The following is a 22,217-nucleotide window of genomic DNA, read 5'->3' on the forward strand; positions in this document are numbered from 1 at the left end:
TTATGTATGATTATACATGTTCCTTACTTTATTATATCGTCTCAAACCCTCCCGTCAAATGCTCTATTCATCCGATTACAAATCTTTTACATAGATAATCATTTCTCTTAACATCCTGTATTTATACTGAACCACGTAGCAAGATGATCAAAAAGGAAGCAAATGATGAAAGTGAGGTAAGTGTTAACTTGGATAAAACGTCAGTATTTTCAACGAAACGTTCGATTCGAAAAACTCGTTCTATCGTGCGTTATCCCCGTCAGACCCGCCGTTACAGTGAATATATACTTGCAGCTTTGTTTCTAGCTCCTTCTATATTACTGTTTGGTATATTTCTTTTTTATCCACTGATCAAATCGGTGTATCTCAGTCTTCATTCCACTACACCACGTGGAGATGTTGCCAAATTTGTAGGGTTTAAAAACTTCACAAATTTATTTACTTCCGATACATTTCTCAGCAGTTTGTGGGTAACTACTCAATTTATGTTGTTTACGGTACCGACAACATTAATCCTAGCATTGATCTTAGCTGCATTTTGCCGAAGCCGTATAAAAGGTAGTCGCATCTTCCGCTTTATTTTTGCTCTACCTCTCGCTATATCGGTAAGTACGGGTTCAGTGATCTGGATGGTTCTTTTTCATCCTACGCTTGGAACGTTAAATTATTTTCTGAGTGTTGCGGGATTACCAACGATTAACTGGTTAACCGATCCGAACTGGGCGTTAATCTCAATTTCTATAATGACGATCTGGATGAATCTAGGCTTCTTATTTATCCTTCTACTCGGTGGTATGGAAGGTGTACCTGAAGATATTTATGAAAGTGCACGTATGGACGGAGCAAGCCCTATTCGTACTTTTGTTCAACTTACTTTACCACTCATCTCGCCTACCATTTTCTTTGCTAGTGTGACGTCGATGATTGGTGCATTTCAAGCGTTTGGACAGATTAATATTCTAACTAAAGGTGGACCTATGAACAGTACCAATGTCATTGTCTACAATCTGTATCAAGATGCTTTTATGAATTTCCGCTTTGGGACAGGGAGTGCTCAAGCATTGGTATTATTCGTTATGATCTTGATTTTAACTCTGATTCAATTCAAATTCGGTGAAAAGAAGGTGCATTACCAATGAGACAAGGTCTAATGCGCACAGGAATGGCTTATTTCTTTATGATTGTAGCTGCGGTGCTTATTCTTTTACCTTTTTGGATTGCCGTTTCCAATTCATTTATGACTGAATCTGAATCAGCTACATATCCGCCGCGCTTTTTGCCATCAGGTATCAATATCGATAACTTTATAACGGTAATGAACAATATTCCGATTATTCGCTTTATTGTAAATAGCTTTTTGACAAGCAGTATCATTACGGTCGGAAATTTGATTACTTCCTGTATGGCGGCTTACGCATTTGCATTTCTACGATTTCCGGGTCGTAAAATTTTGTTCGGTCTATTTATGGCTACAATGATGATCCCGTGGGAAGTGACTGTAATTCCCAACTATCTAACTGTTCGTAGCTGGGGCTGGTTAGATTCCTATCAAGGATTAACGGTTCCTTTTCTAGCGACTGCTTTTGGTACATTTCTGATGCGTCAGTTCTTCCTACAATTGCCTAAAGAATTAATGGAAGCTGCTCGTATTGATGGTTGTGGTCATATTCGTATTTTTGCTTCACTGGCTGTGCCTTTATCAATGCCAGGGCTAGCTACACTGGGTATCTATTCTTTCCTAAATCATTGGAATATGTATCTGTGGCCACTACTAATTACGAATAGTGAAAGTATGCGTACAGTACAGATCGGTATTAGTATGTTGCAATTTGCCGATGTTACTGCGTGGAATGTCGTTATGGCTGGTATTGTGTTGGTGATGCTCCCTTCTCTTGTTCTTCTTGCTGTAGGTCTGGGTCGTCTTGTAGGCGGTCTAACAGCAGGTGCACTGAAGGGCTAACTCATAGATTATCTATTCAAAATTTTGTCAACCAAAAGGAGAATACGAAAAGAAATGAAAATCAATCGTTCGCGTCAAACATGGAGTTTGCTTAGTTTATGCCTATTTTTATTCCTGGCAGCTTGTGGTGGAGGTCAAAGTACAACAGGTTCTACAGCATCTACAGGTACAACTGCTGATGCAGCTAGCGAGACTTCTTCCGGTCCTGTAAAAATAGTCTGGTGGCATTCGATGAGTGGCGATTTGAATAAAGTAGTTGATGAGTTAGTTAAAAAGTTCAATGATTCTCAAAAAGATGTTCAAGTCGAAGCTATTTTCCAAGGGGATTATGACGCAAGTATCAACAAATTCAAAACATCGATGGGATCAGGTAGCGGCCCTACAATGATTCAAACGTACGATGTAGGTACACGTTATATGATCGATTCTCAAGCGATCACACCGATGCAACAATTTATCGATGCAGATAAATTTGATACTTCTCAATTCGAACCGAATATTTTGAAATATTATACATTTGATAATCAGTTGTACTCTATGCCTTTTAACACATCTAATCCGATTTTCTACTATAACAAAGATGCTTTCAAAAAAGCAGGTCTAGATCCAGAAAATCCTCCTAAAACATTAGATGAATGGGAAAAAGCAGCTAAAGCTTTAACCAAAGATGGACAAACAGGAATGTCATTGCCGATCTACGGGTGGTTAATGGAGCAAATGTTTGCAAGCCAGGATGCTACATTATTAAATAATGATAATGGTCGTACAGCACTTGCAACTGAATCTCAATTAGGTACTGAGCCTGGTGTGAAATTTTTAACATGGTGGAAAAAGTTAATTGATGAGAAATATATGCTCAATCTAGGTCGTAAAACAGATGATACGAAAAAAGCATTTGCTGCGGGTCAGGTTGCCGTAACGATGGATAGTACAGCTTCTCTTCGTGGATTGATTAGCTCGACAGAAGGTAAATTTGAAGTCGGAACAGCTCCATTGCCTAAAGTATCTTCTAGTGATATCGGTAAAGGTGGCGTAGTTATCGGTGGTGCAAGTCTTTGGATTATGAATGACAAGCCCGCAGCAGAACAACAAGCGGCTTGGAAATTTATCAAGTTCTTAGCAGAACCAGAACAACAAGCTTACTGGCATGTAAATACAGGCTATTTCCCTATTACCAAAGCTGCTTATAATGAAGATTTGGTCAAAGAAAACATGAAGAAATATCCACAATTCGAGACTGCTGTAGATCAATTGCATAATACCAAAATCGATCCAGCGACTCAAGGTGCTGTAATGGGTATTTTCACAGAAGCACGTCAATTAACAGAGACAGCGATTGAAGAAGCTCTTAACGGTTCCAAAGAACCTCAAGCTGCTCTAAGTGATGCAGCAGCGCAAATCACACAGAAATTGAAAGATTATAACGATAGCGTTAATCCTTAAATTATAGCTTGTCTGTTAACAAAGAATGATAAGTAGATATAAAGCGACAAATAGATAAAAAGCGCCAGTTCAACGGTTGGATTCAACCACTGAACTGGCGCTTCTTTTATCATAAATACAGTTTATGTTATTCAGCTACGATTACATACGTGTCGATGGTGCATGAATAGAAGGATTCTGTCCGGAAATATGGGTATATGCACCATTCGGTTCTGTAAATACGGCATAATCCAGTGAAGTCAACGGCAATACATGTCGAAGCCCTGTATTGAGATCACGAATAACAATATGATCTTCTCCTGTAGCTTCTAATAGACCACGATAATCACTATGGATAACCTCACGACTAGGAATCATATAGAACATTCCGTTTTTACCAAGATTATTTTGTAATTTCTGATGCAATGACAAATCAGTAGTACGAGTATTTAAACGATTAGGTTCACGATAAGTTGGTAGTGTTGGATTGTTCATTTGAGTCGGAATAGGTTCCATGCCAGCAAAGCTGTGCTCAGTTCGATAAGCGACCGGACGATAAGGTTGAGTCAACATGATTACATTCCTCCCAATTTTAGAAAATTGTTAGACATGCTAACTCTTAATATTACCCTTTTATGTATAGCTCCAATCGTTTATTTCGCTTGATACCATTATATTATGTTTGGATAGACATCGAAAAAAGGTATATCTCTGAATCCATCTCAGCGATATACCTTCTTCTATACTTCTATTATTTTTGTTTACTTTTATATTATGAAATTGATGCTCCGGTTAGTTTAACCGATAAGTCCCACAGACGTTTGGCTTGTTCAGGATCAACTGCATATTCTTTGACACCGACAGAAGGTACACCTTCGACAGCCGGTTCAGCAATATCGCAATCTTCACAGTATACGCCGCCTTTGCCTTCTAACTGAGGAGAAGTGGCTGCCCATAGTTGAGTCGCTGCGCCTTGTTCTGGCGTTTTGAAAGCAGAGTTGATTGCATTTCCATCTTCATCGATCCATTTCAAAGCTACCATTTCTTCTTTAGGTAAATGACGTTGTAATGGTGTTAAGATTCCGCCTGGATGAACAGAAAAAGCACGTACTCCCTGCTCGCTACCACGTCGATCCAATTCAACTGCAAATAGTGCATTAGCTGTTTTGGCTTGTCCATAAGCTTCGAATTTCTGATAATTTCCATCGAAGTTAATATTGTCCCAACGGATTGGAGAAATATGATGTCCTGCGGATGAAGTCGCAACCACTCTTGCTCCTTCACCTGCTGTAAGTGCAGACCAGATCAAATTAATCAATGTAAAGTGTCCCAAATGATTCGTTGCAAATTGTAATTCCCATCCCGGACCTACTCTAGTCTCGGGGCAAGCCATTACACCTGCATTTAGAATAGCTAGATCAATACTGCGTCCACTCTCAACAAGGCGACCTGCAAATGCACGTACACTATCCAGATCAGACAGATCAAGCTCATCCACTTCTACATGTTCTAACCCTTTCAAAGCTTCGCGTGCTACATCAGGGCGACGAGCGGGAACGATAACGTGAGCACCTGCTTGTACAAGCGCACGTGTTGTCTCAAGTCCCAGACCCGAATATCCACCTGTTACTAGGGCTAATTTACCTGTAAGGTCGATTCCTTGTAATACCTCACTAGCTGTACTGTCATGTCCAAATCCAGAATTGATGTTGTGTTGTGGTGTTTGCGTATAAGCATGTTCCATATTATTTCTCTCCTTTTCATTGGAATACTATTACTGTACAATCTAGAGTTCACTCTAGGTCAAGCCCGATTTTTTCGAAAATATCATTTGATTCGTAACGCCTATTACTGACATAATTTATCATTGTCTGTGTTTGTAGAAGTCAAAGATTTATTTTCCCACGTCTGTTCTGGTTCATTACGATTCAAATAGTTCTCATACACATTCGTTTTGAGTGTAATGACTTCCAAGCAGTCATTTAAATGTTCCATCTGACTCACTACACGCTGTTGATGTTCTTTCAAAATATCCAACCGTTCATGCTCATTGCCAGGGCCTGTACGTACAAGCTCAGCAAAACGACGAATCTGAGCAATCGGCATACCTGACGCACGCAGTCGTGTACAAATATATAACCATTCTACATCTACTTCACTATAACGTCTCCGTCCGCCTTCATCTCTTGCAATGCGTGTAGATAGCAATAACCCTTCTCGTTCATAAAATCGAAGAGAATGCACACTCAATCCTGAACGTTCTGCTACTTCTCCGATACTTAACTTATTTTGCTGTTGGATATCAGTACTCATCGTTAGATCTCCTTTATTATGCTATAGATAAAATGCTACTCAATTTGCCGAATACTTTGATTTCTATCTTAACGCAAGCGACACTCTTTCACCACTAGACTTACATATAATATGACCCAAAATGATTTGACACACTATAACGGAAATGCTAGTATCATTTATACCAAGTATGCTTGTCGGATTAGTTTATTAATTGCCATGACAAATGATATATTTAAAATATAGATGATTTTTTAAAGGAGATATTACTATGTCAACATCTGATCATATTCAACGGGATGAAGTAGAATTTGGCTGGTTTTTACCTACAATGGGAGATGGAACACGTTTTGGACAAGAATCGGAGCGTCCACCCACACTTGACTATTTAACAAATGTTGCTCAGACGGCTGAAAAAGCAGGATTTGAATTTGCTTTGATTCCTACAGGTGGTGCTTGTCTGGATTCATGGGTAGTTGGATCAGCGATTATCGGTGCAACGACTACACTCAAACCTCTTGTGGCTCTTCGCCCGGGGTTGATTGCTCCTGTATTAGCCGCACGTATGGCAGCAGGGCTAGATAACTTATCCGGTGGACGAGCACGTATTAATATCGTAACTGGCAGTTCTCCTGATGATCTAGAAGAATTAGGCGATCCACTTGCTCGTGCTCATGATGAGAAATATGCCCGTACTCGTGAATATGTGCATATTATGAAAAGTGTGTGGGAACAAGCTGCTGGTCTTTCTTCAACAGAGTTTGGCAGTAATAATCATTCTTCTGTATCCAATCACAAAGTGGATTTTAAAGGAGAATACTATGAATTAAAAGGCGGTACAAGCCGTCCGGCGACTGTTCAAAAGCCTACACTTCCGATCTACTTCGGCGGTAGTTCTGCAATGGCAAAATCTGTCGGTGCAGCATATTCAGACGTATTTCTAATGTGGGGCGAACCTCTTGAAATGATTCGAGAGCAAGTCGAAGAACTCAAGCAAGCTCAAGCAGACTATGCGCAAGAACATGGCGAAGTGCGTCCTCTTCGTATTGGTATGCGTGCTCAAGTTCTGGTTCGTGATACTGAAGAAGAAGCATGGCAAGCCGCACGTGATCTGATCAAAGATATCGATCCAGAAACGATTGAACGTGCCAAAGCTTCCTTTAGTCAGACAGGTGCTACAGGTCAGACGCGTCAAAATCAGATTCGCGATGCAGCCGCTCAAAACGACTTTGTAGTTGGCCCTAACCTTTGGGCAGGATTATCGAATCTTCGTTCAGGTGGAGCTTTGATGTTTGTCGGTACACCAGATCAAGTCTCAGATCGTCTGATCGAATATGCAGAGATTGGCATCACATCTTTTATTCTATCCAGCTACCCTCATTTAGAAGAAGCACAGATTTTTGGTGAAAGCACATTGCCATTATTTAAAGAAAAATGGAGTAAGCGCCTAGTGACTTCTAATTAATAGCATGTGATCATTCTATTGGAATTGGGCTTGAGTTATATTTGAAGCTAAATTTATATATGCTTACCAATAGATACACTACGATACAAATTCAACAGATTGCATGTATATACAAAAAAAGAGGTGCGACTATATCGCATCTCTTTTTGTTATGTGCATTATACTCTGTTCTACTCTACATAGATCATTTTGCGTGTCATTCCACCATCTACGATTAATTCTGCACCTGTAATAAAAGAATTTTCTGGATCGGTCAAAAATAAACAGGTTCTTGCAACATCTTGAGGTGTACCTACACGTCCAGCAGGATGTTGCTCATGGTCTTCTTTCTTCAATGCACTATAATCACCTGTCTCGATCCAGCCGGGGCTAATGGCGTTAACAGTAATATGATCAGGGCCTAGCGATACAGACAAAGCATGCGTAATCGCTGTAATACCGCCTTTAGAAGCAGCATAAGCTTCAGAGTGAGGCTCAGACATATGAGCACGTGTTGAGGAAATATTGACGATCGAACCACCTTCATGATCACGCATGACTTTGGCCGCTTCACGTGATACCAGAAAGCATGCTCTTACATTGGTATTCATCACATCGTCCCACTCATCTAGACTTAATTCATAAGGAGATTTCCAGCGGGATACCCCAGCATTGTTGATTACTATATCTATCTGTCCGGTCGTATTTACAATTTCTTGAATCGTATCGATTACATCTTGTTCACGACGTACATCACACGGTAGAAAATGAGCCTGTCCACCACTTTCACGAATAGTCGCGGCAGCTGAAGCACCTTCTGGCTCTAACGTATCTGTTAAAAATACAGTAGCTCCTTCTGCGGCATAACTTTCGGCTACGGCTTTACCGATTCCTTTGGCTGCACCGGTTACGATAACTGTTTTAGAAGCATATTTCATAATGTATCCCCTTTGGAGTTCGTCTATAAGTACGATGGTTCTATACTGCTTATTTCAACGATTAAGAGCATTACGAAACATACCTGTCTAGCTCATATGTAATCTGGTAGTCTAAAAATCAACAAAGGAACACACTTCTTATGCATCTGTGAAGTGTGTTCCTTTATGAAGTGCCGGTATATAATCCTTTGGAATGTCTAGTCTGACCTGTAAATAAACTTGCTGATCGATTATGCATAATACGCTTGTAAAAGCTCCTGAGTATCATCTTTAGCGGCATCCAATACACCTTGATCTGCCCAACATGCTTTGCAAGCTTCTTCTTCACGACATTCATTAGCATCTAGACAAGTGTAGCAAAGGTTCATGTAAAAGTTAGTAAGATTTTCATTAGTATTGTTTCTCATCTTAATCATCTCCTTGTTTTTTCTACATCCCAAGCATAACTGATTTAAAAGCACATTAATGTGATTTATTTCACAATCAACAAAGAATTTTAAATTATTTTTTGATGTTCTAAAAAGAAGCTATTGTGATACACAAAAGATCGATGACACAACCCCATAATGGCGTACGTCATCGATCTTTTTTACTTATCTGCTGTTATTTTTTTATAGTACATGCCATGTTTTGCCACCGTCTGTCGTCTGCATTAATAAAGAACGTCGTTCTTCATTTTTGGCAACTAATAACCAGCCTACATCCGCAGAGAAAAATTGCAATTTAACCAATTCAGGATATTTATTCAATGTGTTCTGCAATGTGTTATTAATAGGTAAAGCTTTCCATGTTTTGCCTTGATTAGCTGTACGGTACACGATGCCATTGACTACAGACCAACCGATTTTATCATTTAAAAAAGTAGGTCCCATCGATTGATTGACTCCGGTCTGCGCTTGTAGAGCAAATGGAGCAAAGTTCCATGTCTTCCCTGCATCGTGAGTAAAGTATCCGTTATAGCTAGTCTGGCTATCTTTCACACAACCAATATTCATCCAACCTGCTGTTTTGCTATCACCAAAAAATTGAGGTTTGCCTGTGGTGAAAGAATGACAAGCTGGCAATTTTTTATTTTTATCAAAGTCTGGCCCTGTTTTCCAGGTTTTGCCCCCATTACTTGTAATATATAAATGAGGTGTACCATGTTGTTCCAGGGTTACAAATCCATTGTTACGATCTCGAAAAGACATTCCTACAAGCTTACCTAATTGCGGGATCGCTTGAGCGGTTGAACCTTCAGTTACAAATACGCCTGTGTTTTGCATAATTTTTTTCCATGTGTTACCACCATCGGTAGTGGTATATAATGCTTTCTCTTGCATATCTGCTGAATCTTTTGATGAATCCAAAGAAGTCATTACCCAACCATTGCTACTATCAATAAAATAAATGCCCAATACAGTAGCTTCATCATTTAATGTAGCAAAGTTCCAATTTTGCCCGCCATCGGTAGTATGCAGAATCAATGTTTCTCCTACACCTGACGCATTGCGAATCACCCAGCCGTTATTTTGATTCAGGAAAAAGATATCTTTGCCATACGTAGGTGGTTCTGAAAAAGTGACCGTTTGTGCAGGAGATACATTATCCCATGTGTCTCCACTATCCTGTGTAACATATATACGTAATTCGTTACGGGTTACACCCCACGCAAGCCCTGCACTAGCACTTAGTAGTTGAAAGTCTGTCAGTCTTGTCTGAATCTTATATCCTCTTTCAGCAGAAGATCCCCCCTGCTTCGTATCGGATGTTGCTGTATGGTTAAGGGTAAGTGTCTGCCCCTGATCTTCAGTTTGCATTTTTTTGAGTTCTTGAGTTGATGCTTTGTCTGCTGCTGGATCATAATCACTTGTAGAAGATTGACAAGCACTAAGTACAAACACAAGTGTAATCCATATAAAAAGCGCTTTGCGCATAGTTAACTTCATTCCTTCGCTCCTTCCGCACTTACATAAAGCTATCGTATTTCAATTATTCATGACCCTTATAAGAGTAAACTAAAATGAACATAGGTTGTTTACAGAAAAGTTACAAGCGATTACAGATTTCGCCGTTTTAGCAGGGTTTTCAGCGACTTTGTACATTTGCTGATGTGTGATCCTTTTTACATTGGTCGCGCTTTCCGTTACAATAGTAGCGAATCTGTAACAAAGATCAATTAAGGAGATGATAAAAAATGACAGTATCTGAATCTGTATCCAAGCCCCACCGTGTCGTTGTTATTGGCACAGGAGCCGTAGGCTCCACAACCGCTTACACCCTTCTACTCCACAAGAGAATGTCTGAACTCGTCTTTATTGATGCGAATCACAACAAAGCTCTTGGCGAAGCACTCGATATGAACCACGGACTCCCATTTGTCGGCGGCGTCAAACTATGGGCAGGTGATTATTCGGATTGCAAAGACGCAGATATTATCATTATCGCTGCCGGTTCAAATCAACGTCCAGGCGAAACCCGGATTGATTTGTTAAATCGGAACTCAGCCATCTTCGAAGAGATTATTTCGAATATTACGAAATATAATAATAGTGGTATTCTACTGATCGCTACTAATCCAGTAGATATACTCAGTTATGTATCCTGGAAAAAAAGCGGTTGGCCATCTAATCGAGTGATTGGTTCCGGTACATTACTCGATAGCGCACGCTTCCGTTATTTAATTGGTAAAGAAAAAGGCATTGATCCTCGTAGTATTCATGCTCATATTATTGGTGAACATGGTGATTCCGAGTTGCCGGTATGGAGTCTGTCTAATATTGCAGGAGCTCCACTGGATTTTGAAGAAGACAAACAAAACGAAATCTTTGAAAATACGAAAAATGCCGCTTACGAAATTATCAATGCTAAAGGCTCTACATCGTATGCAATAGCACTCGCTCTAGACCGCATTGTAGCCGCTATTTTACAAAATGAACACGCTGTATTGAATGTATCTTCTCTACTTGAAGATTATCATGGAATCTCTGATGTATATCTCGGTGTACCTGCTATTGTCGGTCGAGATGGTATTCAGGCAAAACTACCGATTCCTATGAATGAGCATGAAGAACAATTACTACGTGATTCTGCGAAAAAACTGAAAGATCAGATTGCACAGCTAGATATTTAAGTCGTATATAGATAACTATAGACTATCTTCTATTCATATGACAAATCTCTAATTCATCTATATCTATAGAATGACTTCTCAGTATAAAAAAAGTGGATTTAGGTGTAAAACCCTGAATCCACTTTTTTTGATTGTATAGATCAAATTTTGCTGTTATCTGATCAATAAGGAATATCATCATCACGTTCAGGTGCTTCATTGGCGCGATCTACTAATCGTCTAGCGACCACTTCAAAAGACTCCGGCTGTAACAGTTCGACCGGGGAAAATCCTTTATCAAATGTAAACGCATCGCCTTCAATCACCATTGCATAATGATCGCCTAATTTGGCAATATGCAGTCGGTATCCGTAATCAGCTAGTAGTCCACGAATACTGGTATCCCCTAGCTTCATTTTGATCTCAATCTCTGGCTTGATCTCTACGATACGCTCTGCCGCTTCGATCACATGTTGAGGTTCCCATTTTTCTTGAATATCCCGCTTTTCACTGGCTGCCCATAATTCTAGATCATGCTCTTCTTGTTGACGTTCCAGGTTAGTCGCATCCGGCCACTTTTCTTCCACATAAGTCTGTACATAATCCATCACACGTTCATTTACAATCTCAGGAATAGATTGTTCATACGTAATATATTTCAAAAAGTCTTCAAAGTATCGCGCATGGGACGATTGATGAATTTTGAGCTCCCATTCTTCAATCATGCCTTCTTCTGGCATATGAGGGTATTGGATCGATTTCATATTCCGAGCACTGATCGCCATTTCGACTTCGCTAATCAGACTACGTTCATCAGAGATACGTGCAATCCGCTGTTCAAAATCACATTTCATTACAAAAATAAATGGATCATCAAAATGGGTATCCAGCTTTGCTTGTGTAATAATCAATGCTCCTCCACGTACAGAGCTTGTTTCTAGATAGCTACGTACCAGATCGTCGCAAGCATTTTTGAAATCTTCTTTGTTATCAACAGCTCTAAGGCGAGTAAATAAATTGAAGTTGGGATTACTGGTCAATTCATGTCCCGGTTCTACTAAAAATGTACCTATTTTGGTAGGCGGTTGTTCTGTGCCTGGATTTTTTTCTACTTTGCGCTTAGCGGTACGGGTAAATTCAGCATGAAGAAACTTTTTGATTTCACTTTCTTCATACTCATCGTCATCTAATGTCTGATAATGTTTATAATTTTTGTTTGTCTGCCCTTCTTTGCCTTCAACTTGCAGTACAAAAAAAGATAAAAATTGAATATCAAATCGCATAATAAACTCCTTTAATATCGCTCAATTATTCGCATAATGATCAATGATAATAATCTGATCATGACCGAATTGTAGATTATATCCGAAAAACATTACATCACCGAATGATTGGATTTTCGCTTACGAGTGATACCTGGTTCACGAATCGATAACCATGCGTTAACGCCCATGCCACCGATCACCAGTATCAATCCTACCCACATTCCTATAGAGGATAGCATTACACCCAGAAGCAACCATTCTCCCAGTAAAGTGAATACGACTTCTAACGCTTGGGTTGCTTCTACAGTTGCTAGACGAGCAGGATGGTGCCTTACTTGATCGGTAGCCCCGAAGAATAACACGGTAGCTACAACGCCGGAGAATAGCGCTACTAGAAATGTCTGTCCTGTCTGTGCAGTAGAAGGCAGTCCCGAGTGCATATAACCAATCCAAGCCAAAATGATCCATACGGGAAGACTGGCAATACTCATTCCCAGTGTTCGCTGAAAAGCATCCAATCGTCCATCACAGACTTCCATCATTTTACGATTGCCTAACGGATAAGCAAAAGCAGCAATAGTGATAAGGACAATGCCTTGCCAGCTAGCACCTTCTGTATGTTGTCTAATTTGCTCCCATTGCATTAATGCGATTCCTGTCAAAATAATTAATGCTGCTAACATCCCTGCTCTCGGTATCTTACCCCGTTCTTTGATCGGGCCTTCAGGTGTATACCGGATAAATAGAAATAATGGCGACATAATCATACCCGCAACAATCGTCATTTCAAAAGCCGCTGCGGTTAACCAACCTGGTGAATAGATAGCCGCCGCACACAGCGGTGCATAAAACAAACCAAAACCGATAATACTCCATATCAACCACTGGATAGGAGATTTCTTCATTTCAAGCCATAACGATTGTAGATTACCACGTAGAATAACCAGTATAGCCAGTAAAGGGATCATAAAAAAGTAGCGAAGCGATGCACTCCATAACCAGCTTCCTCCACTAACTTCCATCGATCGATTCAGTACAAATGTAAAAGCAAAAAAGAATGCCGCCGCGACACCAATCAGAACAGCTTTCATCGTTCACCTTGATCGGTAGCAGATTGGGCATGATCAGCAGAAGAAGCTAACCAATTGCCCAGACTCATCCAATTCTGTTCTATTCGTTCCGCAGTTAATAGACTGTCTTTTGCTTCACAAGCTTCTATAATCAGTCGATGGTCTTCCGGGGAATGCGTATGATCAATACTGCTGAATTTGGCGTATTCTAATCGTCTAATCTTTGGCATAACCCGGCTTAATGCGGCTATAATCTCGGGATTATGGGCTTGTTGTACGAATACATCATGAAATTGATCATCTGCTTGAATAGCAGCAGAAGCATTCTGCTGTTGAAGAGCAGTAATCAACTCTTGATTGAACTGTTTTAGCATATCATAATGTGAGGTATCCAAGTAAGGAATAGATAAGCGTGCCGCCAAACTATGTAATACTGCCGCCACTGTAAAAGCATGTACTGCTGATTGTTCATATAAAGGAGCAACCCGCGTAACAGCTCCTGGAAAAGACTCGATTAACCCTTCATCCTCCAATCGTTTGAGTGCTTCACGTACCGGAGTACGGCTTATCCCGAATTGCTCTGCTAATTCTGTATCGTTTAATTTTTGCTCGGGCAATAATTCTAAAGTGACAATGCCTTGTTTGAGCGTATCGTAGACTTGATCACGTAGCGTCGGTCGACTTATTTTTTGTATAAGATTATTTTTCATAAAACCAATATATTGCATATTGGATATAATCTCAATAATTTTAGCCTTATCTGTTGATCAATATCCTGCAATATAAGCAAAAAATCCTCCAAACTGAGATATCAACCACAGTTCAGAGGATTTTGTTTAGAATTACAATACTGTTATAAGATTAACGATTTTTGCGGTTTGGATTCAGTAGACTATGATTACGTCCATATGCGAAGTAAATCAATAATCCAACAAACAACCAGATAAAGAATACGATCCAAGTTAATGGTGCAAGGCGAGTCATTAAGTATACACAACCTAGCGCACTAATGATTGGAATCCAAGGAACCAATGGCACGCGGAATCCTTTTTTCAGATTAGGATGATTACGACGAAGCACAATAATCCCTAGACTTACTACAGCAAAAGCAAACAATGTACCGATATTGGTCAATTCAGCTAGATCCCCCAATGGGATAAAACCAGCGAAAATAGCGATAATGATACTTGCAATCCATGTTCCTTTAGCTGGTGTCTGCCCTTTGCCACTAATTTTCGAAAAGACTGGAGACAATAGTCCATCACGAGACATCGAGTACAATAGACGACTTTGTCCATACATCATAACAAGCAATACTGTAGTGATCCCTGTAATCGCTCCGAGAGACACAATCCAAGCGAGACCATTCAAGTTTACAAATTCAAAAGCAAATGCTACAGGATCACTAACATTCAACATTTGGTAAGGTACAATCCCTGTCAAAATTAACGAAACAATAATATACAAAACAGTACAGATTGCTAACGAAGCAATAATACCGATCGGCAAGTCACGTTGTGGACGCTTAACTTCCTCTGCCGCTGTAGATACTGCATCAAATCCGATATAAGCAAAAAATACTGTTGCTGCCCCTGTCGTTACACCTGCCATACCGAAAGGCAAGAATGGATGCCAGTTCTCAGGTTGTACATAAAATACACCTACACCAATAAAGATCAATACAACGATCAATTTGATAGCAACCATAATTCCGTTTGCACGCGCTGCTTCTTTCACTCCGCGTGTTAACAAGAATGCGATAATCAGTGTAATCGCCGAAGCAATCACATCAAAGTATGTCCCTTTTTCCGGACTAAACGCACTGGTCAGCGCATGTGGGAGTTCTAATCCAAATCCGGATAGTAGACTCTGGAAGTATCCAGACCATCCACTAGCTACCGCCGCACTCGCGAAGCCGTATTCCAGAATCAAGTCCCATCCTAGAATCCAAGCAATCACTTCGCCGAAAGCTGTATAACTGTATGTATACGCACTTCCTGAAGCCGGTACAGTTGAAGCAAATTCAGAATAACATAATGCTGCAAACGCACAGATAATACCTGCTAATAGGAAAGATAGTACCAATCCAGGACCTGCATACTTAGCAGCAGCCACCCCTGTTAATACGAAAATCCCTGTTCCAATAATAGCCCCAACTCCGAGCGTCGTTAGATCAAGAGCACCTAATACTCTTTTAAGCCCTTTTTCTTCCGATTCTGCTATAGGTTTACGTCTGAATAAAGAAGTCTGTTCTTTATTACTATTCATACACAAAATCCTTTCACTGTGAGGTATTATGACATTTTTTTATAATATTAAAGGACACCTATAAAAAACTACATAATACTACACTGTGATGCGTTGAATTAATAAATTTATTTACGAATAATCAATAAATTATGAGATAAAAGCTTTCATTGGCTCCAATTTGGTAAAAAGTTTATCCTTATTTCATGATAAACTATGAAAAACGATCTATTGATCTATCTAACATACAAATAACATCCTCATATATCAGAGTGTTGAATAGTAAAGGAGTCATGCAATCTATGATTACACGAGAACAGTTGGAGCAATATCAGATTTGGATTTATATCGTTGTGTTAAGTATAGCTGCTATATTAGGATTAAGCGCTCCTACTCTAATGTCTGTATTAGATCATCAGATCTTAATTTCTATAGTAATTGCTATCTTAATGTTTGGTATGTTTACCCAAATCCCTTTTTTACAGCTAAAGCATTCTTTTGGTGATCGACGTTTTATAATGGCTTTGTTAGTCGCTAATTATATTGCTGTACCGATTGTCGTCTGGGGATTATCTCAGTTATTGCCACAGCAAGCGCCTATATTATTAGGAGTATATCTAGTGCTCCTCACGCCATGTATTGATTATGTTATTGTGTTTACACATCTAGGACGTGGAAATGAAAAAGCAATCTTACTAGCCACCCCTATTCTTTTTATAACTCAAATGATGTTATTACCATTGTATTTGTGGCTATTTATGGGGAAGCAAGCAGCCGACATAGTGAATCCTGCTCCTTTTATTGAATCTTTTCTTATGATTATCGTATTGCCACTTATACTCGCGATCGGTATTCAACTTTTGGTCAGAAAGGTAGCTTCACGTGGTCAATGGTTAGTAGAAGGATCAGCATGGATACCTGTCCCATTTATGGCGCTCACTCTATTTATAATAGTATCGTCTCAAATAAGTAAGTTATCGATGTATAGTCATATTATTATTTATGTAATTCCGATCTATATCGCTTTTCTATGTCTGATGCCCTGGATAACAAAATGGATTGTGAGATGGTTTCAGTTAGATATTGCCTCAGGACGAGCTGTTATTTTTAGTGCAGGCACACGTAATTCTTTGGTCGTTCTTCCGCTTGCTTTATCTTTGCCGGATCAATGGAGCACTGTAGTGGCTGCTATTATTGTGACCCAGACGATGGTGGAGCTGGTTGGTGAACTGATTTATATTCGTATCATTCCTCAATTGGTTTTGCGTGATAGAGCATAATGGGATTTGGCTATCTATACGATGAATGAGAATAGTTATAATGTATAATCTTATTAGGTTGAAATATATGTATAAAAAATAAGGATAGATCGACAGTAACTGTAATCGATCTATCCTTATTTTATTTCATTTCGAAAGGAAGCTGTACATCCAATTTGGAGATTGCTTCTTCTTTCTCTCGATTACTAACATGCGTATAGATAGTCGTCGTCTGGATCGAAGAGTGACCTAGCAATTCTTGCACAGTGCGTAAGTCGGTACCTTGACGTAACAACATAGTGGCAAAGGAATGTCGTAATTTATGACTGGAATACGGAAGCCGTTGTTCAGGTTCGATATGACTTTGAAAACGATCAAATGTATCAGTAGCGATCTGTTGAATATTGCGAATCGATAATCGTGTCCCTTTTTGCGAAATAAATAGAGCCGTCTCTCCATCTCTCCATGGGGCTAATCGTTCTTCGATCGCTTGGTTGAGGATAGTAGCTACTGCATTTGGAACAGGTAACGTACGCCATTTACGTCCTTTTCCCAATACTTGCAAAGTTCCCCGTTCAGGATTGTAATCGTTAAGATTCAGACCATGCACTTCGCCTACCCTTAATCCCATATAAGCCATAAACAAAAAGATGGTCAAATTCCGAGTCCGATATTTCCCTTCTACGGACTGCATAAATTCAGTAATCTTGCTCTCATCCAAGTAAACCGGAGCTTTGTTATGTTCTGTTTTAGCTTTTTTGATCCCAAATGCAGGGTTATGTTCAGCCATTTCAAGTTCTATTAATGCTTTGAAAAAACAACTGACTGCGGCATGCTTACGGTTTCTTGTAGAATCACTTACCCCGCGTGTACGTGCACTACTGAGAAAAGAAAGCACATGTCTTTTTTTCATCTCATCTAGCGGTTTATTCCGAATAGCATGAGAATGGAGAAATTCGTACACATCGCTCAAATAAGACTTCTGTGTATAACGGGTGTAACCTGCATCTTTCATCCAATCGGTAAAAGCTTCAATCTCTTCATGATATATAAAATCCTCTTCTTCAGAGTCGTAATAATTAGCCATCAGACCAAAGTCATCCTTTCTATATAAGCTTGCTTTCTTCTATTATACAACAGCCTAATAACGGTGTTGTTATTTCTCTATCGGAAATAAAAATACAGAAAAGTGCAGATAATAGCGTTTGAACGTTTCAAAACGGGTAAAATAGAGTATAACTTATATAGAAACAAACAGTGTAAAATTTTATTTTGCAAAATTAATTTAGATACGATTTTAAACAAAATACTTATTTATAAAAAGGAGATTCTACGATGACCGAATTCAAAAAAGTTTATCTTGAACCTGCTGCTCAAAAATTTGCAGATGACAATTCTAAGCCTCCATTTCTACCTGACTTGGGTCCAGAAAAAGGTCGCGAAACAGTAGATGAAGTGCAATCTGGTGAAGTGTACAAACCAGAAGTAGATATTGAAGAACTATCTATTGCAGGCGGGCCATCTGGAGAAGTATCGGTTCGTATTTTACGTCCTAAAAATGCTCCTGAAACGTTGCCTGTCTTAGTCTATATTCATGGTGCAGGTTGGGTATTCGGTAATTCCCATACTCATGATCGTCTAAGTCGCGAACTGGCAACAGGTGCTGAATTAGCTGTTGTATTCGTTAATTATAGCCTTTCTCCTGAGCATAAATACCCTACAGCAATTGAAGAAATCTATGCTGTTGTGGAATGGATTGCTAAAGAAGGTTCCACTAAAGGTCTGGATGCGTCCAAACTATATGTAGGTGGCGATAGTGTTGGTGGTAATATGACTGCGGCGATTACATTAATGTCTAAAGAACGCAGCGGCCCTACTATCCAAAAACAATTGTTATTCTACCCAGTAACAGATGCTTCTTTTGACACTGAATCGTATCAACAATTTGCAGAAGGTTACTTCTTGCAACGCGATGGTATGAAATGGTTCTGGGATCAATACACTACAGATCCTAATGAACGTGCTCAAATTACAGCCTCCCCTCTTCGTGCAACAACAGAACAATTGAGTGGTCTACCAGAAGCATTGGTAATCACAGGTGAAGCTGATGTACTGCGTGATGAAGGCGAAGCTTATGCTAATAAATTGCGTGAAGCTGGCGTGCCAGTTACAGCCGTTCGTTTCCAGGGAATTATCCATGACTTTGTTATGCTGAATGTCTTAGCAGATACTAATGCTAAAAAAGGTGCTATCAAATTAGCAACTACATTCTTGCGCGAAGGATTCTAAGACTTTTCTTTTCGAAAAATATAAATAAAGAGAGACTTTCTTTTAAAAGAAAGTCTCTTTTTTCTTTGTAGAATGTGATGCAAATACATATGCTTAATATAGGTAGACATTTAATGTTCAACATTGATAGTTTTAGATTATTTTCTATAGTTTACATAACTTATATTATGTTAATAAAATACAGAAATATGAATCATACTGATTCAATCTGATACGATCATTCAATTTACAAAGTGTTTATCATTTTTTTCATTTGACCTGCTGCTTTGGCTTTGATTCGTACAAACTCTGAAGTTACATACGCCATAGGTAATTCTTCCAAATCAATTAATTCTACAGTATCTGGATCAGCCCCTGCTATAATCGCTTTTTGAATAGCTTCTTGCTTGGCTTCTTCTAGCACATCTTGACGATGACGTCCTGCCATAGAAAACATTTTATCAATATCACCACTGACTTGCGCTATTGCCGCTCCAAGCGCATTGGCACAACCGGAATGTTCAGGACGAATCACTTCAGAAGCTCCATCCATTTCTCCAGGGATCAGAATAGCACCACCGCCCACTAGAACAACAGGCATATCATGCGCGCTTGTTTTGATCTGGTCAACCGCGATCTGAATTTTATTATTAATGATATCTATCGCCTGTTGCCATACTTGCTCAGGGATCTGGGCTAATCGAGTACGATCACAATCAGGATGGTCTATCTTTGCCTTTCCTGAAGCTAACAAACAATCTGTTGCAGTTAACGTATCCCCACCAAAAGCGATACTTTCACGTACAATATGATAACCCACACTATCTGGTCCTACAGTAATACCATTTTCAGTCTGACGAACAATACTCCCTCCTCCAATACCAATTGAAATAATATCAGGCATTCGAAAGTTCGTTCGTACTCCACCTATAGACACCGCTACACTTGATTCGCGCGGAAATCCATTAACTAATATACCGATGTCTGTGGTGGTACCTCCAATATCACAAATAATACACTCTTTTAATCCACTTAATTCTGCTGCTCCGCGGATACTATTGGTTGGGCCGGAACCAATCGTTAAAATAGGATACTTTTTGGCATATTCTAACGTCATCAATGTACCGTCATTTTGAGCAAAAAAGATTTGTGCTTCTATCCCATAACGTTTTAACGCCATTTCTAAACCATTGGATACCGCAGAAGCCACTTGTACTAATGCCGCATTCAATGCAGCTGAATTTTCACGCTCTAACAATCCTAGACTACCGATCTCAGAAGATAAAGTAACTGGAAAATTAGCACCTAATATTTCATAAGTCCATTCTGCAAATTGCTTTTCATATCCAGACAATACGGGTGAAAAGATCGAAGTCACGGCAATTGACTCAATCTCTTTGGCTTGAATATCATACAGTACTTGCTCACACTCAGCACGATCCAATGTGGCCTGAGCCAACGGACGACCATTAGACTCACAACCACCATGAATATAATAGTACGTATCTCCAGCGGCATCTCGTAACGATTGATCCCATGTGAACATCGGTTCGACAGATGTTCCAGCAGGCAAGCAAATACGTACACAAGCGATTTTGGCTAAACGATTGCGTTCGATAATCGCATTGGTTGCATGAGTGGTACCTAGCATAACAGAAGATATTCGACTAGCCGGAATATCAGTTTCTTGTAATATACGTTCTAACGCTTCATAGATTCCTGATTCTACATCTGAACTGGTAGGTGCTTTTACTTTTGCAATCACCTGATGATGTTCATCCAAAATAACAGCATCTGTATTGGTACCCCCAACATCAATCCCAATTTTATACATGTTTGTGTACCTCGTCTCTGTTGAATGATCTCAACGGATTCATAATCGGTATCATAACCAAAATAACGGGGACCCCATACTTCTAATGCTTCAGGAGTACGCATAATATCCGGTGTCGGGATGGCTAGACAAATCACCCGAAAGCCATATTTAATACTCTCAGTGGTGATAGGCATTCCTGTTTCTTGATCTAGGAACGTAATTAAGTCAGGTACCATTGCTATAGCTTGACCATCTACTGTTGCAAATAAATTCTCATTTTGAAAATCTACTTTTAACTCTTTTCCTTCATATTCTCCTAATCCCGTAACTAATGCTTTACCCCGTACAAATCCATCCGTAGATTGACGTTCAATATCTGTCACTTTACCGCGAAATACAACGATTGCTTCTCCATAAATCGAGTTACGTGTTACTTCTTGAATTGCTTCTATAGGATTACGTTTGGTTTTTTGAGCATGACGAATAGATTGACCAAGTGCCATACATAAAGTCATCGTGCCATGAATAGCTGTTCTTTTGACATCTGCTCCTGTCATCATATATTCAGCTACATGGGCTGCACCACCCATACGTACAGCAATACCACGCGAAATATGTTCTAACATATAATTATCTAGCGTCTCTAACAGTACCCGATCACCACGTTCATTGTGTAATACCATCGGGGTACCACTAATACCATAGATATGGAATGTTTCCATTTGCAATTCAGGAAAAGCACGTCCCATACCATCTCCATCCACTAAAGGAATGCCTGCTTTGGATGCCACTACAAATGGAACTGTTGAATTTAATCCTCCACACTCAATAGGCATTGTGGCATAAGCGCTGATCCCTGTTTGTTTTTCTAACATACGCATTGACTTGAGCGCTTCGTCTCCATTCGGAATCTTTTCCATCATGATTGTTGGAGCGCCCATCATAGCGGTTGGAATCACCCATGCTTCATCAGGAACCTCTGTAACATCTATCATCTGAATCGGGCCATTGTCACGAATACATTTCTGAACCATTAACTTGCCCAGATAAGGATCGCCACCACCACCAGTTCCCAGTAACGCTGCTCCAATAGCCAAATCTTCTATATCTTCTTCATCTATCCATCTCATATGCAGTAAAACCTC

Annotated in this window: 20 protein-coding genes; 7 read left to right on the forward strand and 13 right to left on the reverse strand. The window is 39.6% G+C overall.

Annotated features, from left to right (window positions below):
- Positions 1–188: 188 nt before the first annotated feature.
- From QE450_RS08915 to QE450_RS08925, 3 genes are read left to right on the forward strand one after another with little or no spacing between them, the layout of a single operon-like run.
- Positions 189–1,139: a carbohydrate ABC transporter permease gene (locus tag QE450_RS08915; protein WP_373461965.1), complete on the forward strand. Its 951-nt coding sequence runs from the start codon at positions 189–191 to the stop codon at positions 1,137–1,139.
- Positions 1,136–1,960: a carbohydrate ABC transporter permease gene (locus QE450_RS08920; RefSeq protein WP_301262390.1), complete on the forward strand. Its 825-nt coding sequence runs from the start codon at positions 1,136–1,138 to the stop codon at positions 1,958–1,960. Before QE450_RS08915 ends, QE450_RS08920 begins: the two co-directional genes overlap by 4 nt.
- Positions 1,961–2,014: 54 nt before the next feature.
- Complete coding sequence (locus tag QE450_RS08925) at positions 2,015–3,403, forward strand: ABC transporter substrate-binding protein (protein ID WP_273612470.1); 1,389 nt, start codon at positions 2,015–2,017, stop codon at positions 3,401–3,403.
- 141 nt (positions 3,404–3,544) lie between these two features.
- Here QE450_RS08925 and QE450_RS08930 read toward each other — a convergent pair whose 3' ends face one another.
- From QE450_RS08930 to QE450_RS08940, 3 genes are all read right to left on the reverse strand, one after another.
- Positions 3,545–3,955: a spore coat protein GerQ gene (locus tag QE450_RS08930; RefSeq protein WP_273612471.1), complete on the reverse strand. Its 411-nt coding sequence runs from the start codon at positions 3,953–3,955 to the stop codon at positions 3,545–3,547.
- Positions 3,956–4,154: 199 nt separating this feature from the next.
- Positions 4,155–5,126, reverse strand: a complete 972-nt coding sequence (locus QE450_RS08935) for an SDR family NAD(P)-dependent oxidoreductase (protein WP_307298645.1) — start codon at positions 5,124–5,126, stop codon at positions 4,155–4,157.
- Between the two features lie 104 nt (positions 5,127–5,230).
- On the reverse strand, positions 5,231–5,695 hold the full coding sequence (locus QE450_RS08940; RefSeq protein WP_273612473.1) for a MerR family transcriptional regulator: 465 nt from the start codon (positions 5,693–5,695) through the stop codon (positions 5,231–5,233).
- Positions 5,696–5,945: 250 nt separating this feature from the next.
- On the opposite strand from QE450_RS08940, the gene QE450_RS08945 reads away from it, so the two are divergent.
- Positions 5,946–7,139 (forward strand): LLM class flavin-dependent oxidoreductase, encoded by a 1,194-nt coding sequence (locus QE450_RS08945; RefSeq protein WP_273612474.1) that lies wholly within the window; start codon positions 5,946–5,948, stop codon positions 7,137–7,139.
- A 170-nt stretch (positions 7,140–7,309) separates the two neighbouring features.
- Here the strand turns inward: QE450_RS08945 and QE450_RS08950 are convergent, their stop codons facing one another.
- The 3 genes from QE450_RS08950 to QE450_RS08960 form a co-directional block, all read right to left on the reverse strand.
- A complete protein-coding gene (locus QE450_RS08950) occupies positions 7,310–8,056 on the reverse strand; it encodes an SDR family NAD(P)-dependent oxidoreductase (RefSeq protein WP_273612475.1) in 747 nt (248 codons plus the stop codon).
- Positions 8,057–8,286: 230 nt separating this feature from the next.
- Complete coding sequence (locus tag QE450_RS08955) at positions 8,287–8,463, reverse strand: hypothetical protein (RefSeq protein WP_273612476.1); 177 nt, start codon at positions 8,461–8,463, stop codon at positions 8,287–8,289.
- Between the two features lie 204 nt (positions 8,464–8,667).
- Positions 8,668–9,984 carry a WD40/YVTN/BNR-like repeat-containing protein gene (locus QE450_RS08960; RefSeq protein WP_273612477.1) on the reverse strand — a complete coding sequence of 439 codons (1,317 nt, stop codon included), beginning with the start codon at positions 9,982–9,984 and terminating at the stop codon, positions 8,668–8,670.
- 248 nt (positions 9,985–10,232) lie between these two features.
- Between QE450_RS08960 and QE450_RS08965 the strand changes: the two genes are divergently transcribed.
- Positions 10,233–11,168 carry an L-lactate dehydrogenase gene (locus QE450_RS08965; RefSeq protein WP_273612478.1) on the forward strand — a complete coding sequence of 312 codons (936 nt, stop codon included), beginning with the start codon at positions 10,233–10,235 and terminating at the stop codon, positions 11,166–11,168.
- 161 nt (positions 11,169–11,329) lie between these two features.
- Here QE450_RS08965 and QE450_RS08970 read toward each other — a convergent pair whose 3' ends face one another.
- The 4 genes from QE450_RS08970 to bcaP form a co-directional block, all read right to left on the reverse strand.
- Positions 11,330–12,430, reverse strand: a complete 1,101-nt coding sequence (locus QE450_RS08970; protein WP_307298650.1) for a DUF3900 domain-containing protein — start codon at positions 12,428–12,430, stop codon at positions 11,330–11,332.
- A 92-nt stretch (positions 12,431–12,522) separates the two neighbouring features.
- Positions 12,523–13,503 carry a DMT family transporter gene (locus QE450_RS08975; protein ID WP_307298652.1) on the reverse strand — a complete coding sequence of 327 codons (981 nt, stop codon included), beginning with the start codon at positions 13,501–13,503 and terminating at the stop codon, positions 12,523–12,525.
- On the reverse strand, positions 13,500–14,192 hold the full coding sequence (locus QE450_RS08980) for a GntR family transcriptional regulator (protein WP_307302647.1): 693 nt from the start codon (positions 14,190–14,192) through the stop codon (positions 13,500–13,502). The genes QE450_RS08975 and QE450_RS08980 overlap by 4 nt, the downstream gene beginning before the upstream one ends.
- A 151-nt stretch (positions 14,193–14,343) precedes the next feature.
- Positions 14,344–15,750: a branched-chain amino acid transporter BcaP gene (bcaP, locus tag QE450_RS08985; RefSeq protein WP_273612481.1), complete on the reverse strand. Its 1,407-nt coding sequence runs from the start codon at positions 15,748–15,750 to the stop codon at positions 14,344–14,346.
- A 281-nt stretch (positions 15,751–16,031) separates the two neighbouring features.
- Here bcaP and QE450_RS08990 point away from each other — a divergent pair, with 281 nt between their 5' ends.
- Positions 16,032–17,009, forward strand: coding sequence for an arsenic resistance protein (locus QE450_RS08990; protein WP_307298655.1), 978 nt, complete (start codon positions 16,032–16,034; stop codon positions 17,007–17,009).
- Between the two features lie 121 nt (positions 17,010–17,130).
- On the opposite strand, the gene QE450_RS08995 is transcribed toward QE450_RS08990, so the two are convergent.
- Positions 17,131–18,075, reverse strand: a complete 945-nt coding sequence (locus QE450_RS08995) for a tyrosine-type recombinase/integrase (RefSeq protein ID WP_307298657.1) — start codon at positions 18,073–18,075, stop codon at positions 17,131–17,133.
- 248 nt (positions 18,076–18,323) lie between these two features.
- Between QE450_RS08995 and QE450_RS09000 the strand changes: the two genes are divergently transcribed.
- Positions 18,324–19,277 (forward strand): alpha/beta hydrolase, encoded by a 954-nt coding sequence (locus QE450_RS09000; protein ID WP_274172825.1) that lies wholly within the window; start codon positions 18,324–18,326, stop codon positions 19,275–19,277.
- A 226-nt stretch (positions 19,278–19,503) separates the two neighbouring features.
- On the opposite strand, the gene QE450_RS09005 is transcribed toward QE450_RS09000, so the two are convergent.
- On the reverse strand, positions 19,504–21,090 hold the full coding sequence (locus tag QE450_RS09005) for a hydantoinase/oxoprolinase family protein (RefSeq protein ID WP_307298659.1): 1,587 nt from the start codon (positions 21,088–21,090) through the stop codon (positions 19,504–19,506).
- Entirely contained in the window at positions 21,018–22,202 is a 1,185-nt protein-coding gene (locus QE450_RS09010; protein WP_307298661.1) for an S-methyl thiohydantoin desulfurase family protein, read from the reverse strand. The genes QE450_RS09005 and QE450_RS09010 overlap by 73 nt, the downstream gene beginning before the upstream one ends.
- Between the last annotated feature and the right edge of the window lie 15 nt (positions 22,203–22,217).

The sequence above is a fragment of the Paenibacillus sp. SORGH_AS_0306 genome, from assembly GCF_030819345.1.
Lineage (GTDB): Bacteria > Bacillota > Bacilli > Paenibacillales > Paenibacillaceae > Saccharibacillus > Saccharibacillus kyungheensis.